At 56.3% G+C, this 26892-nt stretch carries 25 protein-coding genes; 19 read left to right on the top strand and 6 right to left on the bottom strand.

All coding sequences use genetic code 11. The features are described from left to right. The first annotated feature begins 14 nt into the window (after nt 1-14). The 4 genes from VOI14_RS11670 to VOI14_RS11655 all read left to right on the top strand — a co-directional run bounded on the left by VOI14_RS11670 (nt 15) and on the right by VOI14_RS11655 (nt 3863). A complete protein-coding gene (locus VOI14_RS11670) occupies nt 15-776 on the top strand; it encodes a hydroxymethylpyrimidine/phosphomethylpyrimidine kinase (RefSeq protein WP_323752224.1) in 762 nt (253 codons plus the stop codon). Next, entirely contained in the window at nt 764-1432 is a 669-nt protein-coding gene (gene thiE, locus VOI14_RS11665; protein WP_323752223.1) for a thiamine phosphate synthase, read from the top strand. Before VOI14_RS11670 ends, thiE begins: the two co-directional genes overlap by 13 nt. Nucleotides 1433-1444: 12 nt before the next feature. After that, nucleotides 1445-2725 (top strand): glutamate-1-semialdehyde 2,1-aminomutase, encoded by a 1281-nt coding sequence (gene hemL / locus VOI14_RS11660; RefSeq protein WP_323752222.1) that lies wholly within the window; start codon nt 1445-1447, stop codon nt 2723-2725. Between the two features lie 220 nt (nt 2726-2945). Next, nucleotides 2946-3863, top strand: a complete 918-nt coding sequence (locus tag VOI14_RS11655) for a DUF4382 domain-containing protein (RefSeq protein ID WP_323752221.1) — start codon at nt 2946-2948, stop codon at nt 3861-3863. 47 nt (nt 3864-3910) lie between these two features. Here VOI14_RS11655 and VOI14_RS11650 read toward each other — a convergent pair whose 3' ends face one another. Continuing rightward, nucleotides 3911-4489, bottom strand: coding sequence for a tetratricopeptide repeat protein (locus VOI14_RS11650; RefSeq protein ID WP_323752220.1), 579 nt, complete (start codon nt 4487-4489; stop codon nt 3911-3913). Beyond that, complete coding sequence (gene mrcB, locus VOI14_RS11645) at nt 4486-6795, bottom strand: penicillin-binding protein 1B (RefSeq protein ID WP_323752219.1); 2310 nt, start codon at nt 6793-6795, stop codon at nt 4486-4488. Before mrcB ends, VOI14_RS11650 begins: the two co-directional genes overlap by 4 nt. A 120-nt stretch (nt 6796-6915) precedes the next feature. Between mrcB and VOI14_RS11640 the strand changes: the two genes are divergently transcribed. Together VOI14_RS11640 and VOI14_RS11635 are read left to right on the top strand one after the other, a co-directional pair. Continuing rightward, entirely contained in the window at nt 6916-8502 is a 1587-nt protein-coding gene (locus tag VOI14_RS11640) for an AAA family ATPase (RefSeq protein WP_323752218.1), read from the top strand. After that, nucleotides 8502-8873 carry a Rieske (2Fe-2S) protein gene (locus tag VOI14_RS11635; protein ID WP_323752217.1) on the top strand — a complete coding sequence of 124 codons (372 nt, stop codon included), beginning with the start codon at nt 8502-8504 and terminating at the stop codon, nt 8871-8873. The genes VOI14_RS11640 and VOI14_RS11635 overlap by 1 nt, the downstream gene beginning before the upstream one ends. On the opposite strand, the gene sfsA is transcribed toward VOI14_RS11635, so the two are convergent. Then, entirely contained in the window at nt 8857-9588 is a 732-nt protein-coding gene (gene sfsA / locus VOI14_RS11630; protein WP_323752216.1) for a DNA/RNA nuclease SfsA, read from the bottom strand. The two genes, VOI14_RS11635 and sfsA, sit on opposite strands and share 17 nt — an antisense overlap. Before the next feature lie 166 nt (nt 9589-9754). Between sfsA and dksA the strand changes: the two genes are divergently transcribed. The 10 genes from dksA (at nt 9755) to pgi (ending at nt 21770) form a co-directional block, all read left to right on the top strand. Then, nucleotides 9755-10198: an RNA polymerase-binding protein DksA gene (dksA, locus tag VOI14_RS11625; RefSeq protein ID WP_114334772.1), complete on the top strand. Its 444-nt coding sequence runs from the start codon at nt 9755-9757 to the stop codon at nt 10196-10198. Nucleotides 10199-10250: 52 nt separating this feature from the next. Next, a complete protein-coding gene (gene gluQRS / locus VOI14_RS11620; protein WP_323752215.1) occupies nt 10251-11168 on the top strand; it encodes a tRNA glutamyl-Q(34) synthetase GluQRS in 918 nt (305 codons plus the stop codon). Between the two features lie 4 nt (nt 11169-11172). After that, nucleotides 11173-11349, top strand: a complete 177-nt coding sequence (locus tag VOI14_RS11615; protein WP_323752214.1) for a hypothetical protein — start codon at nt 11173-11175, stop codon at nt 11347-11349. Beyond that, nucleotides 11339-14299: an ATP-binding protein gene (locus VOI14_RS11610; RefSeq protein WP_323752213.1), complete on the top strand. Its 2961-nt coding sequence runs from the start codon at nt 11339-11341 to the stop codon at nt 14297-14299. The genes VOI14_RS11615 and VOI14_RS11610 overlap by 11 nt, the downstream gene beginning before the upstream one ends. Before the next feature lie 7 nt (nt 14300-14306). Then, complete coding sequence (locus tag VOI14_RS11605) at nt 14307-15701, top strand: sigma-54 dependent transcriptional regulator (protein WP_323752235.1); 1395 nt, start codon at nt 14307-14309, stop codon at nt 15699-15701. A 721-nt stretch (nt 15702-16422) separates the two neighbouring features. Further along, on the top strand, nt 16423-17793 hold the full coding sequence (pcnB, locus tag VOI14_RS11600) for a polynucleotide adenylyltransferase PcnB (RefSeq protein WP_323752212.1): 1371 nt from the start codon (nt 16423-16425) through the stop codon (nt 17791-17793). After that, nucleotides 17790-18290 carry a 2-amino-4-hydroxy-6-hydroxymethyldihydropteridine diphosphokinase gene (gene folK / locus VOI14_RS11595; protein WP_323752211.1) on the top strand — a complete coding sequence of 167 codons (501 nt, stop codon included), beginning with the start codon at nt 17790-17792 and terminating at the stop codon, nt 18288-18290. Before pcnB ends, folK (VOI14_RS11595) begins: the two co-directional genes overlap by 4 nt. A gap of 124 nt (nt 18291-18414) precedes the next feature. Then, nucleotides 18415-19209, top strand: a complete 795-nt coding sequence (panB, locus tag VOI14_RS11590) for a 3-methyl-2-oxobutanoate hydroxymethyltransferase (protein ID WP_323752210.1) — start codon at nt 18415-18417, stop codon at nt 19207-19209. Next, on the top strand, nt 19206-20054 hold the full coding sequence (gene panC, locus VOI14_RS11585; RefSeq protein WP_323752209.1) for a pantoate--beta-alanine ligase: 849 nt from the start codon (nt 19206-19208) through the stop codon (nt 20052-20054). The genes panB and panC overlap by 4 nt, the downstream gene beginning before the upstream one ends. Nucleotides 20055-20108: 54 nt before the next feature. After that, on the top strand, nt 20109-21770 hold the full coding sequence (pgi, locus tag VOI14_RS11580) for a glucose-6-phosphate isomerase (RefSeq protein ID WP_323752208.1): 1662 nt from the start codon (nt 20109-20111) through the stop codon (nt 21768-21770). Here the strand turns inward: pgi and folK (VOI14_RS11575) are convergent. Further along, on the bottom strand, nt 21753-22268 hold the full coding sequence (folK, locus tag VOI14_RS11575) for a 2-amino-4-hydroxy-6-hydroxymethyldihydropteridine diphosphokinase (protein ID WP_323752207.1): 516 nt from the start codon (nt 22266-22268) through the stop codon (nt 21753-21755). The two genes, pgi and folK (VOI14_RS11575), sit on opposite strands and share 18 nt — an antisense overlap. Further along, complete coding sequence (gene folB, locus VOI14_RS11570; protein WP_323752206.1) at nt 22268-22624, bottom strand: dihydroneopterin aldolase; 357 nt, start codon at nt 22622-22624, stop codon at nt 22268-22270. Before folB ends, folK (VOI14_RS11575) begins: the two co-directional genes overlap by 1 nt. A gap of 145 nt (nt 22625-22769) precedes the next feature. On the opposite strand from folB, the gene plsY reads away from it, so the two are divergent. Next, entirely contained in the window at nt 22770-23363 is a 594-nt protein-coding gene (gene plsY, locus VOI14_RS11565) for a glycerol-3-phosphate 1-O-acyltransferase PlsY (protein ID WP_323752205.1), read from the top strand. Nucleotides 23364-23368: 5 nt separating this feature from the next. Here the strand turns inward: plsY and tsaD are convergent, their stop codons facing one another. After that, nucleotides 23369-24424 (bottom strand): tRNA (adenosine(37)-N6)-threonylcarbamoyltransferase complex transferase subunit TsaD, encoded by a 1056-nt coding sequence (gene tsaD, locus VOI14_RS11560; RefSeq protein ID WP_323752204.1) that lies wholly within the window; start codon nt 24422-24424, stop codon nt 23369-23371. 235 nt (nt 24425-24659) lie between these two features. Here tsaD and rpsU point away from each other — a divergent pair, with 235 nt between their 5' ends. Further along, nucleotides 24660-24875, top strand: a complete 216-nt coding sequence (gene rpsU, locus VOI14_RS11555) for a 30S ribosomal protein S21 (protein ID WP_096278179.1) — start codon at nt 24660-24662, stop codon at nt 24873-24875. A 152-nt stretch (nt 24876-25027) separates the two neighbouring features. Further along, nucleotides 25028-26782, top strand: coding sequence for a DNA primase (gene dnaG, locus VOI14_RS11550; RefSeq protein ID WP_305897106.1), 1755 nt, complete (start codon nt 25028-25030; stop codon nt 26780-26782). The last annotated feature ends 110 nt before the right edge of the window (nt 26783-26892 follow it).

The following is a 26892-nucleotide window of genomic DNA, read 5'->3' as shown; positions in this document are numbered from 1 at the left end:
GCCCCCACGTTCTCGTGCTGTCCGGGCTGGACCCGTCCGGCGGCGCCGGCATCCAGGCTGACATTCAGGCCATCACCTCTCTCGGCGGCCACCCCTTGCCTGTGCTGACGTGCCTGACGGTCCAAGACACCAACAATGTGTATGGTGCTGAGGCGATTGATCCGACGCTCATCCGGCAGCAGCTCGAATGTCTGGACAAGGACATTCCCATACACGCGGTTAAAACCGGTGCCATGGGCAACGCGGCGGTGGTCAACGTGCTGATGGAGTTTCTCGAAAACCACCCTGAGCTACCGCTGATTGTTGACCCTGTGATCAAAGCAGCCGGTGGCGGTGATTTGGCCGATGATGAACTGGTGAAAGCCATGAAGAGCTCGCTGTTCGCGCGAGCTGAAATGATTACACCCAACGGGGTTGAACTCCTCCAATTAGGTAACTGCGACAGCGAAGATCAAGCCGCCGACAAACTGCTGTCAGCCGGCTGCAAATCGGTACTGGCCACCGGCGGTCACGGAACCGGGCCACAAATCATCAATACTCTATACAGCGCCGGGCACGATCCGATGCATTGGCGGCTTGAGCGTATTGGCGACAATGAATACCACGGTACCGGCTGCACTCTAGCCGCGGCTATTTCGACCGGCATCGCCAGCGGGCTCTCCGCCCGGGCCGCCATTTCCCAAGCTCAGAACTACGTCAGCCGCACACTTCTGAGCGCCTTGACCATAGGCCAAGGGCAACGAGTACCCAACCGGGGCATTCCGTGGGAACGTTGACCCCACATCTTAAGCGCGGCCTGTATGCCATCACCGACAACCGACTTACTCCGCCTGACCGTCTGCTGCAGTCCGTAGAAGCCGCGCTAGCGGGGGGCGCCGTGCTAGTCCAATATCGGGACAAGCTTTCATCGACAACAGAGCGGCTGAGCCAGGCCATCGACCTAGTCAGACTTTGCCAAAATGCAGGTGTGCCGTTACTCATCAACGACGACCCTGAGCTGGCACACCGAGTGGGCGCTCAAGGCGTACATTTGGGGCAAGACGACTGGGCCTTGGCCGACGCCAGAAAGCTGCTGGGGCAGGACGCCATCATTGGTATTACCTGTCACCAGCAGATGGATCTGGCCGAAACCGCCAAAGCCAGGGGCGCCGACTATTTGGCCTTCGGCCGTTTTTATCATTCTGGCACCAAACCCGGCGCACCCCGAGCAGATGTTCAGGTGTTAACCGATGCATGCCGTTTGGCGCTTCCCGTGGCTGCCATTGGAGGCATTACGACCGACAACGCAGAGCCACTGATTCGAGCCGGCGCTGATCTCATTGCCGTAGTGGGTGGACTGTTCGGGGGCAGCCCCGAAGACATAGAAGCGAAGGCCAGACAATTCAGCCAACTGGTCGCTTTGCACCACCCGCTATCGACACATTCCAACTGACAGGAGCAAATCATGAGTCATTCTGAAGAACTGTTCGAACAGGCCCAAAAATACATCCCCGGTGGTGTTAACTCTCCCGTTCGGGCATTTCGCGGCGTGGGCGGCACCCCGGTATTTTTCAAACACGCCGAAGGTGCTTACCTGTACGACGAAGACGACAAACGCTACATCGATTTCATCGGCTCCTGGGGCCCGATGATTCTGGGCCACTCCGACCCACGCATCAAAGAAGCCCTGCACGCCCAAGTGGATCTTGGCGTCGGTTACGGTGCGCCTACCGCCATCGAAACCGACATGGCGAAGAAGGTCTGCGAACTGGTGCCATCGATCGAAATGGTGCGCATGGTCAACTCCGGCACCGAAGCGACCATGAGCGCTATTCGCCTGGCACGCGGTTACACCGGCCGGGACAAAATCGTGAAGTTCGAAGGCTGCTACCACGGCCACGTGGACTCCCTGCTGGTGAAAGCCGGCTCCGGCGCACTGACCTTGGGCGAGCCGAACTCCCCAGGCATTCCCGCCAGCTTGGCCGAACACACCATCACCCTGGATTTCAACGACATCGACGGTGTGCGCGAAACCTTCAAGAAAATTGGCGACCAGATTGCGGCCATCATCGTGGAGCCTGTTGCCGGCAACATGAACTGCATTCCGCCGGTTCCGGGTTTCCTAGAAGGCCTGCGCGAAGCGTGCGACGAGCACGGTACTGTCTTGATTTTTGACGAAGTGATGACCGGCTTCCGGGTTTCCCTTGGCGGCGCTCAGGGTTTCTACGGCATCACCCCTGACCTGACCGCACTGGGCAAGGTAATCGGTGGCGGCTTACCGGTGGGTGCGTTTGGCGGCAAGCGTGAAATCATGGAACACATTTCACCGCTCGGCCCGGTTTACCAAGCAGGCACCTTGAGTGGCAACCCGCTAGCGATGGCCGCCGGCCTGACTAGTTTGAACGCCATTTCAGAACCCGGCTTCCACGATCGACTGATCGAGAAAACCAACAAGGTACGTGATGGCTTCAAAGCGGCGGCTGACGAAGCCGGTATTCCTCTGGCGGTGCAATCAGCCGGTGCCATGTTCGGCTTCTTCTTTACCGACGCGCCATCCGTGACCCGGTTTGATCAGGTGATGGAGTGCGATGTAGAGCGTTTCAAAAAGTTCTTCCAGGGCATGCTGGCCGAAGGCGTGTATCTGGCGCCATCCGCGTTTGAGGCAAGCTTTGTATGCGATGCGCTGTCAGATGATGACATCGAGTTCACTCTGGCTGCGGCCCGTCAGGTGATGGCAACCCTTTAAGCTAGACCGCGCGGTGACTCGGGTTCCACTGAGTCACCGCTTTCTACTTCCTCACCTTCTATCCTTTGAACCACGCCTACCAGCCCGATTCTCTTACCATTCTGTATTACCCCCTTTTAGATGCCTTTGCTAATTTAATAAAAGGAACTCTTCACCGTTGCCGACCGTGATGCAGTTATGTCTCGCAGTCGAATCAGCAAGTTTTCTATCAGGAGGTTTTATGAAGCGTTCAATCAATCTTTTTGCCATCTCGGCTCTAGCCGGCTCACTGGCTGCCTGCGGTGGCAGCGGTGGTGGCTCTTCATCCGCTCAAACTGGCACGGTATCTGTCGGCCTGACCGACGCGCCGGCGACCGATCTGAGCAGTGTTCACATCGCCTTTAACACCATCCGTCTCAAGCACGCCGATGGTGAGTGGCTCGAATACAGTCTTGAGGAAACCGGAAATGTGGACCTTTTAACCCTCCAAGGCGGCATGACCGAGCCTCTGATCACCGACGAAGAGGTACCCGCTGGCGAGTACAAAGAAATTCGTCTGATTGTTGATACCGACAATTCGTGGGTGACCAAAACCTCCGAGGGCGATGCACGATATACCCTTGGGGTCCCTTCTGGTGAGCAGAGCGGCCTGAAACTGAAAGGCGATTTTGTCGTAGCTGCAGACACCAGCACCGATTTCACTATCGATTTTGACGTTCGCAAATCCATTGTTGACCCCCAAGGCAGTGCTCAGGGCGACTTCATGCTCAAGCCGGTGCTACGTTTGGTCAACAACCTTGAAGTTGGCAAGATAACAGGTGAGGTGAATTACGCCACAATAAACCAGTCAACAAGCTGCAGCACAAATTATGAGGGGTCGGTTTATGTCTATGAAGGCTTAGGGGTTGAGCCGGTTGATCTGAACGTGAATCGTGAAGGCACCAACCCACTCATGATTGTTCCAGTCGCAGACGAAGATACGGACAGCCTTCATGAGTGGACCGCTGCGTTCCTTACCGAGGGCGCATACACCGTCAGCTACAGCTGCCAGGTAGACGATAACGAAACGGACGATGCGATGAACTTCTATGGCACCCAAAACGTGGAAGTAAGAGCGGGCGAGACCACCGAAGCAGCCCTGATCCCCCAGCAATCCTGATAGCCCGCAAGAGAACGCCGCCAGAGACCAGGGATGGCCTCTACACACTACAGAGCTCTCGCCCGATCCTCGGCCTGAGAAGCCCCTGCAACATTACCTCGCGCTCGGCGAATATCCGCCAGCAGCAACCAGCCCGACCGCTGCATGCGGTTATCGTTACCCGCCAGCGACAAACCTTTGAGCGTGAACTGCTCAGCCGCGCCCAGGTTATTCCCGGCCACATAGGCTTCTGCCAGCTTGAAATACACTTCCGCTGAACGCGGCGCCACCCGCTGAGCCCGCTCCAAACGCGAGATAGCCCCTGCCGAATCTCCCTGTTGCAATCGTTGATCGGCATCACGGATCAACGCCACTGCCGCTGCAGGCAGTTCGTCACCGGATTCCCGGTAGCTGGGCGAACGGCTCGGCTGCTCAGATTCGGGTTCGTTTACTTGGGGCTGTTCGCTTTTGCGCCACACCTTCGGTTCCGAGGTCTCAGGCGCAGATGTCTCGGGCGGCTCGGGCGCTCTAGGCTGTTCGCTACCGCCCATGGGCACATAAATCGAGCCTCCGCCCGGCGCCGCACAGCCGGCAAGTCCAAGCATCAGCGCGAAGCTGGTCGCGTGCGTTATCGTTACTTTTTTCATCGAAACAATCCTTCAAACCAACCGCGTATTTGCCCACCGAAGTCACCGTTACAACCGGTGTGGGTGTCTGGTTCACTGCCGGCCACAAAAGGAATGAGGCGCGCGTTTCGGCATCCCTCCCCCGTCAAGGCGTTGGCTTCGGTATCCACCCAATGATACTGCACACCGTCCGGCATTACCGGTGAAAACCCATGCTGGGGAATCTGCGCCATCATCGCCGACCAAATCGGCAAAGCACCGGAGGCCCCGGTGAGCGAGGTTGGACCGTTGTCGTCCCGGCCAACCCAGGCAACTGCCAGCAAATCACCGCTGAAGCCGGCAAACCAGGCGTCGCGGCCGTCGTCGGTGGTTCCGGTTTTGCCGGCCAGCGTTAACCGTTCTGGCAAGGTGTAGTAGGTCGAGCGGCCCGTCCCTTCTTGCATGGTTTCTTGCATGGCGTACTGCACCAAGTGCACCGCTGCGGGGTCTGCCACTTGGTCCACTTTCAGGTTATAACGTGAAAGTGGCTCATTGCCGGCATCCGTTACCTCACGAATGGTGCGCAAGGGCGTGTTGAAGCCCGATGTTGCCAAACCCTGGTACAGCTGAGCAACATCCACAGGGGCCAAAGACACCGAGCCCAACAACATGGAGGGATAATCCGAGATCGGGCCAGTGATCCCGAATGCTCTCAGCTTTTCCTGCACCTTGGGTATGCCGACATCCAGCCCCACCCGAACAGCCGGCAGGTTATAGGATTTGGACAGCGCCCGATGCAGAGGCACTTCACCCCGCTCCTGCTTGTCGAAATTCTTTGGCTGCCACAGCTTGCCGTCATCAAATTCCAGCGTGAACGCCTGATCTTTAACCGGCGTGATCAGCGTATACCTGTCCGCTTGTTCAAGCGCAGCCAGATACACAAACGGTTTGATCAGTGACCCCATCGGGCGCTGGGCATCCACCGCCCGGTTGAAGCCGGCAAAGCTCGGATCTTTACCCCCCACCAGAGCAAGCACCTCACCGGTATCTTTCGCGGTGACAACCAGTGCCGCTTCGAGGTCACCCGCGTTCGGCAGTTTGGGCAAGGTTTTACTCACCGCGGCCTCAGACGCGTGCTGAACCCCCGGGTCCAGCGTTGTGAAGATGCGCAGGCCTTCACTTTGGAGATCTTCCTCCTGGTAATCCCGCGCCAGGTGGCGGCGAACCAGATCGATGTAGGCCGGATAACGATTATCAGTGAACGATGGCTTGGCGCTCACGCCTAAAGGCTTGGCCTTCGCCGCTTTCGCATCCGATTCGGTAAGCAGCCCTGCTTCCGCCATTTCATCCAACACCAGATTTCGGCGCGCGGTTGCCCGTTTCGGGTGGCGCCTTGGGTTGTAGTAACTGGGGCCTTTCACCATCCCCACCAGCAATGCAATTTGGTGCGAGGCCAAGTCTTTCAGGCGCTCGCCGAAGAAGAACTGGCTGGCCAGACCAAAACCGTGAATACTGCGGACACCGGCCTGGCCGAGATAAACCTCATTCAGATAGGTTTCAAGAATGTCGTCTTTTTCGTAATGCAGCTCGAGCAGGATCGACATCAAGGCTTCATTGCCTTTTCGCACCAACGTCTGATCACGGGTCAGGAAGAAATTTTTCACCAGCTGCTGGGTCAGCGTGCTGCCGCCCTGCACCACTCTACCGGCTTTGATATTCACCATCATGGCCCGGGCAATCGACAAGGGCGCCAGACCAAAGTGGCTGTAAAACTCGCGATCTTCCACCGCCATAAGAGTGTTGGGAAGCAGTTCGGGCACCTCTTCGAGTTGCACCAAGACCCGATCTTCGCGGTGGGCGGGGTAGATACCGCCGATTTGCGCCGGCTCCAACCGAACGATGGGCGACTTAGGCCCTGATACCACCGAGAAGGACTGAACCTTATCACCACTCACGACCAACGAGAGACGACGGCGAGGTTCTTCACCATCCGGGAACACAAAGCCTCGGGCGCTGATGAGAAAACGGCTGCCGTTGCGCCGATAAGTGCCCAGCTTCACACCGTCACCGGCACGGTAACCGGCCAACTCAAGCTCTCGCGCCAGACCTGAAGCACTGACACTGGCACCGTCATACAATTCCAGCGGGCGGGCATACACTCGGGAAGGCACTTCAAAACGGCGCCCTTCAAAGCGGGAGGTCACCACTGCGTCGAGATACACCATCCAGCCGGCGAGCACCACCAGTCCCAGCAGAACCACTCGGAACAATAAACGCCACAGACCCGACCGGCGGTTCTTTGGCTGACTTTTAGACGATTTTTTACGGGATTTCGTTGATTTACTCATACTGCGATTATAACGAAGCCAAGGAGGCGACTGGCAGGCCTGTTATGTGTTATTTCTGTAATCTGCCGTCTATCATAGAGCAAACAAAATCAACGAGTTCAGGGAACCCAGGAGCAAAATGTGAGCGAGCGCGCCCCCGACACACTGGTTAAAGCACTGCAGAACCCGGAATTATACGATCACCCGGTCAGGGATTTTCAGGTCATCGAGACCCACATCTCTCAGGTTCTTCTGACCGGCGACTACGCCTATAAGATCAAAAAACCCATGGATTTCGGCTTTCTTGATTTCTCTACTCTGGAACGCCGCAAGCACTTCTGTGAAGAAGAACTTCGACTGAACTGCCGGCTGGCCGCTGAACTCTACCTCGATGTACTGCCTATCACTGGCAGCCCCGAGCAGCCCATCCTCGATGGCGAAGGCGAGCCGTTCGAATACGCGATCCGTATGCGCCAGTTTGCCCAAAGCGAACTGTTCGACAGGCGCCAGGAACGTGACGACCTCTCGCCAGACTTGCTCACCAGCGTGGCCCGCCAATCCGCCTTGTTCCACGACAGCCTGCCACCTGTTGCCGAGGACAAACCTCTGGGCACGCCGGAGGCCGTTTATGCCGCGATGCAGGAGAACTTCGACCAGATTCGACCGCTGCTGGAGGACAAATCCTTACTCACCCAGCTGGAGGCTCTGGAAGACTGGACCCGCACTACGTTTGAGCGTAATCGTGACCTGATTGCCGAGCGCCGTGCGAACGGTCTGGTCCGGGAATGTCACGGCGACCTTCATCTCGCCAACATTACCGTGTTCAACGATCAAGTCACGGTGTTCGACTGCATTGAGTTCAACGAGCCCTTCCGCTGGATCGATGTGATCAATGATCTTGCGTTCCTGCTGATGGATCTGGAATCCCGTCAGGAACCCGCGCTGGCGAATCTGGTTCTCAATACCTACTTGGAGTACCGCGGCGACTTTGACGGCCTGGCGCTACTGCCGTTGTACAAAGCCTACCGCGCTATGGTGCGCGCCAAGATCGCGCTGTTCACGTTGGGCAACCCAAACCTTAGTGACAGCGAGCGCGACGGTTTGATGCAGAGCTATCGCAGTTACGCTCAACTTGCTGAAGATTACGGCGCCATCCCAAACCATTACCTGCTGGCGACCACCGGATTGTCTGCCTCTGGTAAAACCTGCGTCAGTGCCGCCATGTCGGCCGAATTGGGGCTGATTCGTTTACGTTCGGATGTAGAACGCAAACGTCTGCACGGGCTTGCGCCGCTGGATGACAGCAAATCCGGCTTGGGCACTGACCTTTACAGCCCGGAAGCTACCGAGAAAACCTACCAACATTTGGCGGATTTGGCTGCCCAGCTGCTGTCTTCCGGTATGTCAGTGATTGTGGATGCGGCCAGCCTGAAGGAAAGCGAGCGCTCTCAGTTCGCTCAGGTCGCGGAGAATCAAGGGGTGCCCTTTGCACTGCTGCATACCGAAGCACCAGAAGCACTTCGACGCGAGTGGGTCCGCAAACGCAAAGGGGATGCTTCCGAGGCAACCGTAGAGATGCTGGACGCCCAGCAGACGTGGTTCGAACCCCTGACGGCGGAAGAAAAAGCCCACACGATTCACCTACATACCGATTCAGAGCATGTGGCGGAAGCGGTGGCGGACAGAATCCGCCAGCACCTTGGTCTCAGCCCTCGATCCAGCACCTGATGCAAACGCTTCAACCCCAATGGCAAACCGCTTGCCCGGCACAAGATCTTATGCCGGGCAAGTTCGTGGAATTCCGCCTGAAAGAAAAAGCCGTTGAGCCGGAAGGGATGCCACTTACCGGCTTCGTATTTCTGGACAACGGAACGCCGCGGGCTTACCTCAACGTCTGCCCACATCTAGGTATCGAGCTGAACTGGATGCCTGGCCGCTTCATGGACCCCGACAACCTGTTCATTCAGTGCTCGACCCATGGCGCCCTGTTCAAACCCGGCAACGGTGAGTGCATCGCGGGCCCCTGCCAGGGCGATGCATTAACAGAGCTGGATGTGCGCGAACGCGATGGTTTTATCGAAGTCAGGGTTCAACATTAACCGGCACCGAATCTATCAAATCAAGCCGCGTGCTCGGGTTTCCGTCAACCCCCATTAATGCAGCACGGTACGCCAACACCTCTACCCCGGCTTCAACCGCCTGCCGAAGTAATTGGCCGTAGCGCGGGTCAATGTGATCCGCCGGCCGCACTTCTTCGATGCCCGTGTGGTTCACCACAAACAACAACACAGCTCGGTCGCCATGGGCCACTTGCGCCATCAACTCCCGCAAATGTTTTTGCCCGCGCTCGGTGACCGCATCCGGGAAATACCCCCGTGCGCCCTCCGCCAGGGTGACGTTTTTCACCTCCACCCAAGCGTCCGGCTGACTCGCGTGGCCAGTGAGCAGCAAATCAATACGGCTTTTTTCTGCGCCGTACCGCACCTCACTCCGGCACTGGCTGTACCCCCCGAGCGCTGAGATCACATCCGCTTCAATCGCCTGCTTAGCCTGAGCATTTGGGCGTGCAGTGTTCACACAAGCAATTGCCCCCGGACTGGTTTCCACCAGCTCCCAGGTGTACCGCAGCTTGCGCTTCGGGTTATTGCTTTCACTCAGCCAAACCCGTGCGTTTTCCGGCTGACAATTTCGCATGGAACCGGTGTTTGGACAGTGAGCAATCACCTCTTCGCCATTCGGCAAGCGCACATCCGCCAGGAAGCGTTTATAGCGCCGAATTAAGCGCCCCTCTATCAATGGTTCTGAAAACTTCATATGCTCTCCACTATAAGCCGATGTCACAGAGCTGGCACCCCTGAGACTTATCTGCTATTTTCCGCAAATTCCCATTACAGGGCGTCTGAATCAAACCGTGCGGCACCGGAGCTGGTACGGATAACAAAGCGCCCAAGTAGAAGTACAAACAAGAGGCCAGGGCTCAATGGCAAAGAAGACTGCACAAGCACCAAGCGAAACCTTTACCGGCTTCACCCCTTACGAAATCAAGAAGGGTGAAGACTACATGAGTGCAGAGATGCTGCAGCACTTCAAGGACCTGCTATTGGATTGGAAGCAGGAACTAATGGAAGAAGTAGACCGCACCATGCACCACATGCAGGAAGACGCTGCAAACTACGCGGATCCCAGCGACCGCGCAACCCAGGAAGAAGAGTTCAGCCTGGAACTGCGCACCCGGGATCGTGAGCGCAAACTGATCAAGAAAATCGACAAAACCATCGATCGTATCGACAAAGACGATTACGGCTTTTGCGATCAGTGCGGCGTAGAAATCGGCATCCGTCGACTGGAAGCTCGCCCGACTGCGACACTTTGCATCGACTGCAAAACGTTGGCAGAAATTCGCGAACGCCAGACCGGCATCTGATCTGCCCCTTACCAGCAAGCTGGCGGTCTAACCGCCAGCTTACAGAGTCCCTATGGAGCACACCCGGTATCGTGGGCGCTTTGCGCCTTCACCAACAGGCCCACTGCACTTTGGCTCCCTCGTCACAGCCTTAGCAACATGGCTGGAAGCCCGCACCGTAAACGGCGACTGGCTGGTTCGCATCGAAGACCTCGATCCCCTGAGGGAACCTCCAGAGGCCACCGATCAGATTCTTCATTCTCTCGACGTCCACGGCTTGCACTCGGATGAACCGATACGGTTTCAATCCCGGCGGCACCCGGCCTATCAGACCGCCATCGTTCAGCTGCTAGAAAACGGTCAAGCCTACCGGTGTACCTGCTCGCGTAAACAGTTGCAGGCCCACAACGGACGCCATCCCAACGAATGCACAAAGCGTCATTCCGCACCCGACGATGCACCTTATGCGATTCGCTTTGCCCTCATGGATCAGAGCGGTCAATGGCAGGATTTATTGCTGGGCCCGCAACACCAAACGGTTCGGGCCGAGCTGGACGATCCGGTCATCCAACGAAAAGAAGGTTTTTTCGCTTACCAGTTAGCGGTCGCCGTCGACGACATCGACCAAGGCATCAGTCATGTCGTCCGGGGCTCCGATTTGCTGGACATGACCGCCCAGCAACAACAGATTTTCCGGGCTTTGGGCGCGCAGCCCCCTCTATGGCTGCACATACCGGTTATCCTTAACGCTCAGGGCCAAAAACTGAGCAAACAAAACCACGCACCAGCGCTTGATGATTCACAACCGGCAACGAATCTTGTTCAGGCATTGCTCGCACTCGGTCAACGGCCACCCGCTGAACTCACCCAAGCGGATGTGAATGAAGTCCTGGCGTGGGCTTGCACGCACTGGCGGCGAGCCGCCATTCCCCTGACATCCCGGCAAGCCCGTGGTATAACCCCAAGTACACAATCGCACTCGGACCACTAACCTGATGTATATCTACCGCCTGGTTTTCCTACTGGTGCTGGCCATCTATATTTTTTCACCAAACATCCTCGATTGGTGGACCGGTCCGGGTAACGCCTGGTACAGCCCGTTTATTTTCTGGGGAGGCCTGATTGCGATCGGTTTCTGGCTGGAATGGCGACGAGATCCCAATGAGTTTTAGCGCCCCGGGCCTGCTACTGGCCAGCCTGCTTTATCTGAGTCTTCTATTCGGCATTGCCTGGGCAACGGAGCGCGGCACCCTGCGTCGGCAATGGGTGCGCCACCCACTGATCTATACACTCAGCCTCGGGGTGTACGCCGGAATTTGGGCCGTGTACGGCGCCATCGGATTCGCGGCTGAATCTGGCTTCGGGTACCTCGCTTATTATCTTGGTATCAGCGGCGCCTTCTTGTTGGCACCTGTGCTGCTCAACCCGGTTCTGCGCATCAGCCGAGCTTATCAGCTCACCTCGTTGGCAGACCTGTTCGCTTACCGATACCGAAGCCAATGGGCGGGCACGCTGGTCACACTTTGTTCTGCAGCGGCGATCATGGCCTTGCTTAGCATGCAGATTCAGGCGGTTTCGGTCTCTGCCAGCCTGCTCGCTCCAGATACTTCACCAACGTTCATCAGTATTCTGTTCTGCCTGATCGTGGTGTTATTCGCGGTGCTTTTCGGCGCCCGCCGGCATCAGACCTCAGGTCAGCATCAAGGCTTGGTACTCGCCATTGCGTTCGACTCACTGGTGAAACTAGCGGCATTGCTGGTGCTTGCTGGTGCGATCCTGTTCGGTGTTTTTAACGGTAGCGCAGGACTGGAAAGCTGGCTGGCCGATACATCACGCATAGAATCTCCTATGGCCATGAAGGTAAACGATGGTACCTGGCGCGCGTTGCTGTTGATGTCGTTTGCGGGCGCGCTGGTATTGCCTCACATGTACCATATGACCTTCAGTGAAAGCCCTTCTCCCCGGGCGCTCGGGAAAGCCAGCTGGGGCCTCCCGCTTTACTTATTGCTACTGAGTTTACCTGTGCCACTGATCGTATGGGGCGGTCAAGCTCTCGGCGTGCCAGGGCCTCCGGCGTTCTTCAGTATCGGCATTGCTCAGGCACTGGAAAGCCCACTTCTCACGCTTCTGATGTACATTGCCGGCATTTCTGCCGCCAGCGGGCTTATGATCGTCAGCACACTGGCGCTGGCCGGCATGGTTCTCAACCATGTCGTACTGCCCTTAAAAACGCCGAAAGATCAGGGCGACATCTACCACTGGCTGCAATGGGTCAAGCGGCTGCTAATTGCTGCGATTCTGTTCATGGCCTTACTGTTTCACGAACTCATCGGCCAACACCTCGACCTCTCCATACTGGGCGCCATTTCGCTCACCGGAACGCTACAACTGTTGCCTGGTGTGCTTGGAGTCATTTACTGGCCCGAAGGTAATCGTCGTGGCTTGATAGCCGGATTGATCACCGGACTGTCGGCCTGGGTTTTCACACTCGTACTTCCGTTTTCCTACACGTTCGACTTGCTGTCCCTCATCGGTCTGCCGGTTACCACAGGCTATGACAACTGGCACGTCGTCACATTCACAAGCCTGGCGGCCAACGTCGCCATGTTCGCGCTTGTTTCTATCCTTAGTCCGGCCTCTCCAGAAGAAGCCAGTGCTGCCCAAGCCTGCTCCATGGGCGCTCTGTCCCGCCCCCAACGCCGGGAGCTGCTTGCCTCTTCATCCGCTGACTTCATTCATCAGCTCGCCGAACCGCTGGGCATGAACGTTGCCCGCCGTGAAGTGGGACAAGCACTATCCCAACTCAAGCTGCCGCCCTCGGAATTCCGCCCCTATCAATTACGGCGTCTACGGGATCAGATTGAAGCCAACCTGTCAGGCCTCCTTGGGCCTTCTGTCGCCAGAGACATGGTGAAACGCCATCTGGGGTTCAAGCCCATGACCCGCGGCGGCACGGGGCAGGACATTCGATACGTTGAGAGAGCCCTCGGCGACTATCAAAACCAGTTGACGGGGCTTGCTGGTGAGCTGGACAACCTGCGCCGCCATTATCGACAAACCCTTCAAAACCTGCCGATTCCTGCCAGTTCCATTGGTGACGATGGCGAGATCCTGATGTGGAACCATGCCATGGAGGCGCTCACCGGCATCTCCGCCGACGAAGTTGTCGGGGCAAAACTGGTGGCCCTCCCGGATCATTGGCACGCACTGCTCGATGACTTCAACCGAGGCAGCGATCCCCACCGTTACAAACACCGACTGGATTTGCGCGGCAAACCACACTGGCTCAATTTGCACAAAGCGGCTTTGAACGGTCCGGATCACCCGGAGGGCGGCTCAATCATTCTGGTGGAAGACCAAACAGAAACAAGACTGCTTGAAGATGAACTGATGCACAGCGAACGTTTAGCGTCGGTTGGCCGTCTCGCTGCGGGGGTCGCACACGAAATTGGCAACCCGGTCACCGGCATTTCGTCGTTGGCCCAGAATCTCAAACTGGAAACAGATAACCCGGAGATTCTGGATACAGCGAACCAGATCCAGCAGCAAACCCGGCGAATCTCGACGATTTTGCAGTCATTGATGAATTTCTCTCGCACAGGCAACCATGCTCACGCCACGCGTTACGAACCGGTCAGTCTTCACCGGTGTGTCGAAGAGTCCGTTAATCTGCTCTCGCTGGGCGATAACAATAAAGGCATAGCGTACAAAAATGACTGTCCGCCGGAGCTGCAGATACTGGGCGACGAGCAGCGATTGGTGCAGGTGTTCGTGAACCTGCTGGCCAATGCTCGAGACGCCTCGCCTGAAGGCGGTACCATACAGGTGACTGGCAAGCGCGATAGCTACTCCGCTATCATCGAGGTAATTGACGATGGTTCAGGAATACCTCTGGATCAGCAAGACCATGTTTTCGAGCCCTTTTTTACTACCAAAGCGCCCAACAAAGGCACAGGACTTGGCCTCTCCCTTGTATACAGTATTATTGAAGAACACTATGGCAATATTCAGATAGAAAGCCCCGCCCACACCACGAGTGGCAAAGGAACTTGCATGAGGTTACGTCTGCCAGCTTACGAGCCTGACACTGATGCTGACAGTCGCCCGAACGAAAGGTCGTGAACGTACTATGCCCCGCATTCTGATTGTTGAAGACGAAGATATTATCCGGTCTGCAGTTCGCAAACTGCTCCAGCATGCTGGCTACGAGGTTGCCGATGCGATCTCGGTCGAGTCAGCGGAAGAACTGGAACCCGACACGTTCGATCTGATCATTACCGACCTTCGCTTACCCGGCGCCGCTGGCACGGAAATGATCAATCGGGCTTCAAATACGCCTGTGCTGATTATGACCAGCTACGCCAGCCTGCGCTCGGCCGTGGATTCCATGAAGATGGGCGCGGTGGATTACATCGCCAAACCGTTTGATCATGATGAAATGCTGGCCGCGGTAGAGGGAATCCTGGCGCGCAAAGACGCCATGCCCGCCAGCAGCGAAGAGAGCGCCGATACAAAGACCGAAGCACCGGATCCATCCAACATCATGTTTGGCCAGTGCGAACCGATGGAAAAAGTGTTCACGCTTATTCGCAAAGTAGCCCCCACCCAAACGACCGTATTGATCAACGGTGAGTCTGGTACCGGTAAAGAGCTGGCCGCCAGAGCGCTGCATCTTCTGAGCCCTCGTGCAACCAAACCACTGATTTCGGTAAACTGCGCCGCGATTCCCGAAAGCCTGATCGAATCCGAACTATTCGGCCACGAAAAAGGCTCCTTTACAGGCGCTGTATCCGCCCGCACCGGCTTGATTGAAGCCGCTGACGGCGGCAGTTTGTTTCTCGATGAGATCGGAGAGTTGCCCGCAGAAGCTCAGGCTCGCTTGCTCCGGGTACTGCAGGAAAGCGAAATTCGAAAGGTGGGCGCGACCCAAAGCCGGAAAGTGGATGTCCGCATGATTGCCGCCACACACCGAAACCTCAAAGCCATGACCCGTACCGGCGAGTTTCGGGAAGACCTCTACTATCGGTTAAACGTGATGCAAATCCGGCTCCCTCCGCTGAGAGAGCGTCGCGCAGATATCCTTGGGCTTGCCGGGCGTTTTCTGAAACGGCAAGCCCAGAGACTCGATCGGCCAGACCTGCACCTAAGCCCCGAAGCCATGCAAGCCCTGCAGCGTTATCGCTGGCCCGGCAACGTCCGGGAACTGGAGAACGCCATAGAGCGGTCCTCAATCCTTGCGGACGGCGATACCATCACGCCATCGGTTCTCGACCTCGAAAGCGATTCAGGCGACGAATACATTCCTGAGACCCTGGTTGAAGGCAACAACGAGAGCACACCTACCCGGGATTCAGATTCAGCGAACGATTTGTCTTTGGAAGACTACTTCCAGCACTTCGTCATCGAGAACCAGGATCGCATGAGCGAAACCGAGCTGGCACAAAAGTTGGGCATTAGCCGCAAATCCCTTTGGGAGCGCAGACAACGTCTGGGCATCCCTCGCAAGAAAACCTCCGGCAGCTAACCCCCCCCCTTCGGTAACAAATGAACCCAAACTCATTTGTTACCGCACGTTCCCCTCGGTAACACTTCCCTTCCAACTTTTGTGATACAGGTAACACTTCACCGGAGTACGGGGTAACACTTATTTCTTCTCAAATCTTAACTCACTGTTAATAAAGGTTTTTCAAATTCTGGCACGGCCTCTGCACTCTTATTAGCGCACAACAACAAAAACAAAGTGACAACGCAGCGTTAAAACAAAAACAAAAAGCTGCAAGAAAACGTCCAGTAACAAAAACAAAAATAGGACGTAAGCGAACTGAGTGTTTTGGGTGCTAGGTTTTTTTGTGGTCCCTCAGCATGCGCGAGTTGTAGATGTGGAGAAGAATCGTCTTCCAGACGACGCTACACCTGCCTTGATAACCCGCTCCATGCTATTGACTGCACCATGTATTCAAAGCTTTCCGCTTGCATAATATTGATGCCCGAATGTTGGGCACACAGTGGGGCAAAACACTAAAAAGAATCCCGACACAAAACAAAAATAAATGCAGATCGTCGAAGCTTTCAGGGCGGATTCGTGAGAACGGATCCGCCTTTTGATTATTGGTCTTCACAAAAACTTCCCGGCACCAAATCAGATTCAAAGACCATCATTTCCTACCTAATATCAACCAAACATGTGCAATTCCTGCGCAAACCGTTAAAATCCACGTTTTTGCTCTGCGCAAACACGGAATTCCATGCCTAAAAGACTTGTAGATAAACTGCGTTCTTTCATGCCCGGCACCGGGAAAAAGAAAGCCAAACATTACCAGCGCCAAGAGATCCCGAGAGACCAACACAACGTGTCTCGCTCGATGATCAGCGAACCCGCCAAAAAAGTGCTGAACCGACTGAACAAGTCCGGTTACGAAGCCTACTTGGTGGGCGGCGGCGTTCGGGACATCGTTCTGGGCGGCAGGCCCAAAGATTTCGACATCGCCACCAACGCAACGCCGGAAGAAGTGCACGACCTCTTTCGTAATTCCCGGCTGATCGGTCGCCGCTTCCGAATCGTGCATGTTGTCTTTGGCCGCGAGATCATCGAGGTGACCACCTTCCGGGGTAACGCCGAAGCATCCGAACAAAATCACTCTGACCACGAGCACAAAACCAGCGAACACGGTTTGCTACTGCGCGACAACGTCTACGGCAATCTGGAAGACGATGCTCTACGCCGCGACTTCACCATCAATGCTCTTTATTACTGCATCCGCGACTTCACCATCATCGATTTCGCCAACGGCATGCAGGATCTCGAGAACCGACAGATCCGTCTGATTGGCGACCCAGCAACCCGATACCGTGAAGACCCTGTGCGCATGCTTCGCGCGATTCGATTTGCGGCGAAGCTTGGTTTCGATATTGAACCGGAAACTGAAGCGCCCATTCGGGAGCTGGCCCCACTTCTCGGCCACATTCCAGCGGCCCGTCTGTTTGATGAGGTCCTCAAGCTGTTTTCAGCCGGTTACGGCGAAGCCACCTATGAACTGCTGAAAGACTACGGCCTACTGGAGCTACTGTTCCCGGAAACCGTTCGCGCCATCAATAACGGCGAATCTGACGAACTCATTCACCAGGCTCTGCGCAACACGGATGCTCGTATCGCTCAAGGCAAGTCGGTCACACCTTACTTCCTGTTTGCCGCCATGTTGTGGCCGGCACTGCAAGCGGAATGGCGCTTGCGTCAGGATAACGGCGACCCGGTTCAGCCTGCACTGCATGGCGCTATTGGCAAAGTGATTGGCCGACAGGTTCAAGCCACCTCGATTCCTAAGCGTTTCTCAGGCCCAATGAAAGAAATCTGGGAACTGCAAATTCGGCTTCCCAGACGTCAGGGTAAGCGAGCGTTTGGCACGCTGAGCCACCCCCGCTTCCGCGCTGCGTATGACTTCTTGCTGGTGCGTGAATCTGCCGGAGAACTGGAACCCGGCCTCGGCGCTTGGTGGACCGACTTCCAAAAAGCAGACGAACGTGGGCAGGAAAAAATGCTGTCTCAGCTTGGTGCCGCTTCGGCCCCCCGCAAGCGTGGTCGCAAACGCAGCCCGAACAAAAAACCGTCTCAGTCGTGAGCGTGATCGCTTATGTCGGCCTGGGCAGCAATCTCAAAGATCCTGCTGCCCAGCTGGCCCGCGCAGTGATGGAGCTGGCGTGTTTGCCACAGACAACCCTGCTGGCTCAATCCCCGTTCTACGCCAGCCGTCCAGTCGGCCCTCAGGACCAGCCCGACTTCGTAAACGGTGCAGTGGAACTGCGCACCAGCCTGAAAGCCCACCATCTGCTTGACCATCTACAGGCCATCGAACACGCCCATGGCCGGGAAAGACTTCGACACTGGGGGCCACGCACGCTGGATCTGGATTTGCTTGTTTTCGGCACCGAAACCATCGACGACGAACGGCTAACGGTTCCCCACGCTGAGCTAGCCAACCGGGATTTCGCCCTTCAACCACTGCTGGACCTGAACCCTGAGCTGGAACTGCCGGATGGGCGCCGAGTCATTCAGCTACGCACCCAATGCCCGGACAATCAATTGCGCAAGCTGCCACCAATGGCCGGCACAGACTAACCCCCGAAGGGGAACTCCATGTTACTCTTGTGCCTGACATGCCTCAGCATTAATCTTATACTTCCCTGAGCACCGGAAAACCCCGGTTTACTACTGGCCCATCCACCCAAAAGGCAAGGATCTTATGGCAGTTACCATCAATACCCTGCGGGAACTAAAGCAGAAAGGCGAAGCCTTCTCGGCGCTTACCTCCTATGACGCCACCTTTGCACAAGTGGTCAGCGAAGCAGGCGTGGATGTAATCCTGATTGGTGACTCACTCGGCATGGTACTGCAAGGTAACGACAGTACATTGCCCGTGACCATGGAGCATATGATCTACCACACCAGCTGCGTGGCTAAGGGCAACCAAGGCTCACTGATCATGGCCGACATGCCCTTCATGTCATACGGCACTGTCGCCGATGCACTGGACAATGCCGCTGAGCTGATGCGTGCTGGCGCCCACATGGTCAAGCTGGAAGGCACCGACTGGATGAAAGACACCATCGAAGCCTTGAGCGAACGGGGTGTGCCCGTGTGCGCACATTTGGGCCTGACCCCCCAGTTTGTGAACAAGCTCGGCGGCTACAAGGTCCAGGGCCGTGACGACAAAGCCGCGGAAGCCATGATAGAGCACGCGTGCGAGCTGGAAGCCGCAGGAGCAGACATCATATTGCTGGAATGCGTTCCCGCGCCCCTTGCTGCCCGTATCACTCAGGCTGTAAAGGCTCCGGTTATTGGCATTGGCGCCGGCTCCGACACCGACGGTCAGGTTCTGGTGCTGCACGACATGCTGGGCGTCACGCCGGGCCGCAAGCCCCGGTTCGTCAAAAACTTCCTGGCAGAAACCGCATCCATCCCGGAAGCCATCGAAGCCTACGCCAAGGCTGTTAAAGACCGCACTTTCCCCGCCGAGGAGCATACGTTCAAGGCATGAGAACTGTACATTCACTCAAAGAACTTCGCCGCATCCTGAGATCCTATCGCCAACAGGAAAAAACCATCGCGTTGGTGCCAACCATGGGCAACCTTCACGAAGGCCACATTTCGCTTGTGCGCAAAGCCTCGGAAGCGGCAGACATTGTCGTCACCAGTATTTTTGTAAACCCCATGCAGTTTGGCGCCAATGAAGATCTCGACTCGTACCCGCGCACCCTCGCGGAAGATCAGGACAAGCTTGCTCCTGCCGGTAACACACTGATCTTCGCACCGCCGGCTTCCGAGATTTATCCCGACGGCCTCGCAAACCAAACCAAGGTGGTAGTGCCGGAAGTCAGTGAAGGCCACTGCGGGGCCAGCCGGCCCGGCCACTTTGAAGGCGTGGCAACCGTGGTCACTATGCTGTTCAACATGATTCAGCCAAACATCGCGTTTTTTGGCGAAAAAGACTTCCAGCAGCTTGCGGTGATTCGCAAAATGACCCGCGACCTGATGATGCCCATCGAAATCATTGGCGCGCCTACCATCCGGGAAGACGACGGTTTGGCGAAGAGTTCTCGCAACGGTTATCTGTCAGATGAAGAAAGAGCGATTGCGCCCATTGTCTATAAAACCCTGACCCATGCTGCCCAGCAACTCGAAGCGGGCAGCAATGATTTCGCAGCACTGGAGCAGGAAGCTCGCGACACTCTCACTGACGCTGGCTTGCGCCCGGACTACTTCAACATTGTGAACAGCTTGACTCTGAAGCCAGCAGCCGAAGCCGACACTGAGCTCACCTTGCTAGTGGCCGCCTTCTTGGGCACTACCCGGCTGATCGACAATATCTCGGTGACTCGCTAAACTCCGGAATCGCTGCCTCCCGCTTGTCAGGCAGCGAACAGAAAGGATGCTCTGATGCCAACTGCCTCGTCAGCCCTGACTCAAAAGCCAGAATGGCAAACGCTTCTCCAGCATAAAAAACAGCTGGAGAACGTGGCGATGCGCGATCTGTTCCAAAAGGACCCTGAGCGCGCCGATCGATACCTGATCAAAGGGGCGGGAATGACACTGGACTTCTCGCGTAACCGCCTGACCAGCGAGACCCTGTCTGCATTATCCAATCTGGCCATCGGCTGCGGCCTGCCGCAACGCATTTCAGACTTATTTACAGGTGCCACGGTCAATCGCACCGAAAACCGGCCCGCACTGCATACTGCGTTGCGTCAGCCTGCGGGCGCTTCCGTGCTGGTGAATGGCCGAGATATCATTCCTGAGATCCACGCAACTCAGGCCCGAATGGCGCAACTCGATCAAGACATTCAGAACGGTATCAAAACCGGCCATACCGGCCGCGCCTTCACGGACATCGTCAGCATAGGCATCGGCGGCTCCTTTCTCGGACCAAAGCTCGCGGTTGAAGCCCTCAAGCCGTACTGGCAAGGGAATTTGAGAAGTCACTTCGTCGCCAACATTGACGGCTCCGATATCGCCGAAACACTGAAATCGCTAAACCCTGAAAGCACGCTGTTCCTAGTGCAATCCAAATCGTTCCGCACCCAGGAAACCCTTGATAACAGTTTGGTCGCCAGAGAGTGGTTCCTTACGAATGGCGGCAGCGAAAACGCTGTCGCCAACCACTTTATGGCGGTTACGGCCAATACCGATGAAGCGATCCGCTTTGGCATACACCCAGACAACATATTCCCGATGTGGGATTGGGTCGGCGGCCGTTACTCGCTCTGGTCTGCCATTGGTTTGCCCATCGCGCTCATGGTCGGCATGGATAACTTCCGTGCACTGCTAGCCGGCGCACACGCCATGGACTGCCATTTCAAAGACGCGCCGACGGAGCGAAACCTACCGGTGGTTATGGCGCTCCTGAGTGTTTGGTACAACAATTTCTGGAATGCCCAAAGCCACGCAGTACTGCCCTACGACGAGTATTTGAAACATCTGCCTGAGCATCTTCAGCAGTTGGACATGGAGAGTAACGGTAAGAAAGTAACCCAACACGGTGCTCCGGTGGATTACGAAACCGGCCCAATTCTCTGGGGCGGTGTTGGCGCCAATGGCCAGCATGCTTATCACCAACTGATTCACCAAGGCACTCGACTGGTTCCTGCTGATTTCGTGATGCCACTGACGTCACACAACCCTGTAGCTAATCACCATGCCACCCTATTTGCCAACTGCCTGAGTCAAGCGCGAGCCATGATGACCGGGAAAACCCTAGCAGAGGCTCAGCAGGAGCTGACCGACAGTGGTCTGGATCAGAACGCCGCTGCCGCACTGGCCCCACACAAGGCCATTCCCGGCAACAAGCCCAGTAACATTCTGATGATGGATAAGGTGTCGCCTGAAACACTGGGCGCATTAGTGGCGCTCTATGAGCATCGAACCTTCGTGCAGAGCGTAATTTGGGATCTGGACTGTTTTGATCAGTGGGGCGTTGAACTCGGCAAGCAAATGGGCAATGAAATTCTGCCCCTCCTGATTGATGATGGGGAAGTCGGCAGCGCCGGGGACAGCGCAACCGACAATTTGATCGCCCTGTTCCGCTCAGCGAATCGCCGCTGAAATCGGCCGTCCCTGCCAGTTAAAGTCCACTGGCCAGAGTTTCTGGTCGGTGGTGTAATCTTGCCACAGCTCACGGTAGCACTTCCGGTTCACGGGGTGCTCCGCCTTCGGCGCGATATCGGCCAAGGGCTTCAGTACAAAGGCGTTCTTCAGGATTTCACCCCGAGGCAGCTCTACACCCGCCACGACGCCCACCTCATCACCGTACGTCAGAATATCCAAGTCTAAAGTCCGCGGACTGAATCGGGGCGCATCCGGGCGACGACCGAAATCCAGCTCCATCTGTTTTAACCGCCGCGACAACTCGGCTACCGGCAACTCGGTATCAAAGCCCACCGCCATATTCAAAAAGTTTGAACCGGAAAAACCAACGGGCTCGCTCTCGTAGACCGGCGACACCGACAGCTCGCCAAACGCCTCCCTCAAGGCATCCAACGCCAACCCGACATGCCGATAGCGCTCAACATTACTGCCGATACCGAGAAACACCCACGCCATCAGCGCTGACCTCGTTCAATTCGAACACCAACCGAGGTAGCCGCTGGAACGGCACCAGGTTTGTTGAGAGTAAGCCGCAACCAGCTCACACCAAAGTCCCGCTGCAGCATAGTGGCCACGGCTTCTGCTGCTGTCTCGAGCAACTGAGGCTGCAAGGTTTGAATGCACTGGCTGACCCGCTCGCTCACGCTTGCGTAATCGAGCGCATCTGCGACATCGTCACTCGCGGCGGGCACTCGGTTATCCCAAGCCATTTCCAGATCCACCAAAAGGCGCTGGGTAATCTCCCGCTCCCAGTCATAAACACCAATAACCGTTTCTACCGTCAATCCTTCAACTAACACCACATCTGCCAAACCAGACTCCCTAGACTTACACTCTTGGCTGATTGAATATTAAACAGACAAGCGATACTGTGGCCGTTCGCCTGCTCGCCTGAATTTGGGGCGACTATTTTCTCACAGAATACCTGATGCCGTCTGCGCGCCTAGTGAAACATCTATGGAAACCGCCAATCACCCGATATTGATCGTTCTGCTGTGCTTTGGGGCTTATCTAGCCGGATCGGTACTGTTCGCCATCCCGGTTTGCAGGGCCTGGCGCCTTCCTGACCCCAGAGCTCAGGGCTCCAGCAATCCGGGGGCAACGAACGTGTATCGCTCGGGGGGGTGGCAACCTGCGCTAACCACCCTCGCGCTCGACGCACTCAAAGGCTGGCTACCGGTTTGGCTAGCGCATCAGGCAGGGATGTCGATCATGGTTCAGGCCATCGTCGCCCTGAGTGCGGTTACCGGCCACATGATCCCCATTTTCTTCCGGTTCAAGGGCGGAAAAGGCGTCGCAACGGCGCTCGGTGCCGGGTTAGCGCTCGCGCCTCTATCCACACTATTGATGGCAACCATTTGGCTTTTAGTGATTTGGCGTTCGCGGATTAGTGCACTGGCGTCTATCGTTGCCATTGGTTCCGGCCCCATTATCAGTGCAATTCTGGAGCCGGAAACCTTGCCGCTTTTTGGTCTACTGACGCTGCTTATCGTAGTCCGCCACCGCAACAATCTGATTCGGCTGGCCCAAGGCCGGGAAACGGGACTTTAGCCCACTCAGTCAACCAAACCGCTGGTGCGAGGCTCGTTCACTGACGGCAAGGTATTCATCGGCCAGCGCGGCACCGACACGATACGCTCGCCGTCCTTTTGCCCCGCTCTCAAACGCTGCGCACCGGCATACGCAATCATCGCGCCATTGTCGGTACAGAATTCAGGGCGAGCGTAGAACACAGAACCGCCAAGTTTCGCGGTCATCTTCTCAAGCCCAGTTCGCAGACGTTTATTCGCACTCACGCCACCGGCAATCACTAAACGCTTGCAACCGGTCTGCTCCAACGCTCTGCGACATTTGATAGTCAACGTATCCACCACCGCGGCTTCAAATGCCAAAGCGATGTCCGCCTTCACCTGCTCGTCAAACTCATCAGCATCCTTCGCTGCATTCACGGTGTTAAGGGTAAACGTTTTCAAGCCGCTGAAGCTGAAGTCCAAACCGGGACGATCCGTCATTGGCCTTGGAAAACGATAGCGCCCTTCCCTTCCAGTTTCTGCCAAGGCGGCCACTCTGGGGCCACCGGGGTAGTCCAGTCCAAGCATCTTCGCGGCCTTATCAAACGCTTCGCCGGCCGCGTCATCCACCGATTCACCCAGCATTTCATATTCGCCAATGGCATCCACTCGCACTAGCTGGGTGTGCCCACCGGAGACCAGCAAAGCCACGAACGGGAAGGCCGGAGGATTGTCTTCCAGCATGGGCGCTAACAGGTGCCCCTCCATGTGATGTACTCCCAACACAGGGATATCAAGAGCAAACCCCAACGCATGGGCCACCGAACCACCCACCATTAACGCACCAACAAGCCCCGGGCCTGCAGTGTAAGCAATTCCCTCTACGTCGGTTCGGGTCTTGCCAGCATCGGCCAACACCTGATCACACAACGGCAGCAGCTTTCGAACATGATCCCTCGATGCCAGCTCCGGCACGACACCGCCGTAATCAGCGTGCACCTCTACCTGACTGAACAGGGCATGGGCCAGCAAGCCCTGCTCGTCGTCCAACAAGGCAACGCCAGTCTCATCGCAAGAAGTTTCAATACCAAGAATCAGCATAAAGTCAGGGCCGTGTCCGCGGGGTTGTAAGAATCGGTGATGATTTTACCAGAAAGCCGGCCACCCCCGTCACTTTCGTTGCACAATGATTGACCTGAAGTGTCCGAGCCGTTATCATTGCCGCCCTTAATTATGCACTGGTCGAGTTATAACCAATCTGACCAGGGATCGAGCCGCGAGAATCTATTCCAGCGGAACAATTTGAAACCGAATCTATCAGGTAGGTGATTGTCGAATGCCAGCTGTTAAACTGAAAGAGAACGAACCGTTTGACGTAGCACTGCGTCGCTTCAAGCGTTCATGCGAAAAAGCCGGTGTACTTTCTGAAGTACGTCGTCGTGAGCACTACGAAAAGCCGACGGCTGTTCGTAAGCGCAAAGCTGCTGCTGCCGTTAAGCGTCATCTCAAGAAGCTTCAGCGTGAACAGCGTAAGTTCGAGCGTCTGTACTGAGTTCAGACCGCTTCGACAGCAAGACTGATTGCCGGAACGGCGTTTCGCCTTATCCGGCAAACTGAAAATGCCGCCGAGGCCTGGCTTCGGCGGCATTTTTGGCTATGGTGAATAACGTTTGTATCCGGCGCCCCGGATGAAGTGGAGCCACCATGAGCGGACTGATCCCTCAACGCTTTGTTGAAGACCTTCTGGATCGAATTGATCTGGGAGAACTGATTGGATCACGCATCACTCTCAAAAAAGCCGGCGGTAATTACAAAGCCTGCTGCCCATTTCATGACGAGAAAACACCCTCGTTCAACGTTCGGCCCGACAAAGGCTTCTACCACTGCTTTGGCTGCGGCGCTCATGGCGATGCCATCAGCTTTATCCGCGAATTCGAAGGCCTTGGCTTTACCGAAGCGGTAGAAGAACTGGCGAAACGTGCCGGCATGGAAGTGCCGTACGACAAAGTCGCCAAACAGGAAATGCAGCAAGCCCGGACTCTGACCGACGCGCTGGATTTCGCTAGCAAGTTTTATCACTCGTCGCTAACCAGCCAACAAGGCGCGTACGCACGGGATTACCTGAAACAACGCGGTCTGGACGACGACATCATCGCACGTTACCAGATCGGCTTTGCACCGGGTAGCGGCACCGCCCTGTATGACGCGGCACCGAGAGATCTGAAAAAGCCCTTGCTGGAAACCAAAACCGTTTCCGACAAGTACGGCAAACCAAGAGACCTGTTCCGCAACCGGGTGATGTTCCCGATCCGGAACACCCGCGGCAAAACCATCGCATTTGGTGGCCGCACACTGGGCGACGACAAAGCCAAGTACATCAACTCGCCGGAATCGGACGTATTCCATAAAAGCCGCGAGATTTACGGCCTGCACGAAGCCCGGCAAGCCACGCGCCAGCTGGACAAACTGCTGGTAGTAGAAGGCTACATGGATGTCATCGCACTGGCCCAGCACGGCATCGATTATGCCGTTGCAACACTGGGCACCGCGACCAATCAAGACAGTTTGACCGCCCTGCTCCGGCAAGTCCGGCATATTGTCTTTTGCTTTGACGGCGACCAAGCAGGCTTCCGAGCCGCTGATCGCGCCATGGAAAACGCACTGGAACTGATCGCCGACGGCCTGCATTTACAGTTCCTGATGCTACCCGAAGGCGAAGACCCGGACACGCTGGTCCGAAAGGAAGGCCCAGAAGCTTTCCAAAAACGAATTGAAGGCGCCACACCGCTCTCGCGTTTTTTGTTTGATCGCCAGAGCGAAGGCCTGGATCTTGAGCTTCCGGAACACCGGGGCGAACTCAGGGCCAGAGCCGAACAGCTGCTGAACAAAATGCCCCGCTGCACACTGCGGGATGCCATGTGGCACGAAATGTTGCGCTTATGCGGCGGCCGTAACCAGTGGCAGGGCCGCCAGCAGAGCGGCAAAAACTTCAAAGCCAAAGGCTGGCGCGGAGAACGACAGCCCCGCCCGACCGAAGAACGGGTGGATGTAAAACTCAGCAAAGACAGCACATTGTGCCTTGCTTTGCTGGAAGCGCCGGAGCTGGCCACTGAAATCAAGGCCCAGGCGGATAGCACCCGGCAACTGGATCAAGCCGGGCGATTTGCCCGCTGGCTCCTGGATAAAGATATTCAAACCCGCAAAGCACTGATTGCGGAGTTGGCAACAGACAAACAGGCCCGCGACCGGTTCTACAACCTGTTCGACGGACTGGAGCATATCCCGGCACGGGAGAGCACACTGGCAGCAGCCAGAGAGCTACTAAGCCCGAACGAAGAAGCCGCGCGCCAGCAAAGACTGGCAACACTGCTCCGGAACCTGGCCAAGCTCACCCCGGAACAACGGGAGGAGCTACGAACGCTCAGCGCGGGTACGTTAAACCCGAAAGCCGAGCATTGAGCACTTGAAACTAATGCCATTGATCACCATCTAACCGTTCATTGGCAGACCAGATAAGCGACAGCTATAATGGCTGTTTAACTTTTTTCCTCTTTAAAAGCGAGTTCACA

Source organism: Marinobacter sp. (assembly GCF_034669625.1).
In the GTDB taxonomy this organism is placed as follows: Bacteria; Pseudomonadota; Gammaproteobacteria; order Pseudomonadales; family Oleiphilaceae; genus Marinobacter.
Note: the sequence above shows the minus strand (reverse complement) of the source record. Positions and strands in the feature narration are given on the sequence as shown.